Genomic DNA, 202 nt, shown 5'->3' on the forward strand with positions numbered 1-202 from the left:
GGCCGCGGCACCTGCATCGAGATGCCCGACGAAGAGGTGCAGCGCCGGCTGAGGTCCACCAACCCCGAGTGGCCGATCATGAACGCGATCCTGCACGGCGTGAACCGCGACCAGCTGATGGCCCGGCACAAGGCCAACCACATGAACGTGGTCTACGCCCCCGACGCCGCGACCGCAGACAAGGCGCTGGTCGCGAAGGCCG

The 202-nt window shown here is 68.8% G+C and carries 1 pseudogene; it reads left to right on the forward strand.

The features are described from left to right. A pseudogene (locus tag BN358_RS26365) lies at positions 1-202 on the forward strand (fucose isomerase); the annotation flags it as partial.

Origin of the sequence: Sedimentibacter sp. B4, assembly GCF_000309315.1 — a bacterium.
GTDB classification, from domain to species: Bacteria; Bacillota; Clostridia; order Tissierellales; family Sedimentibacteraceae; genus Sedimentibacter; species Sedimentibacter saalensis.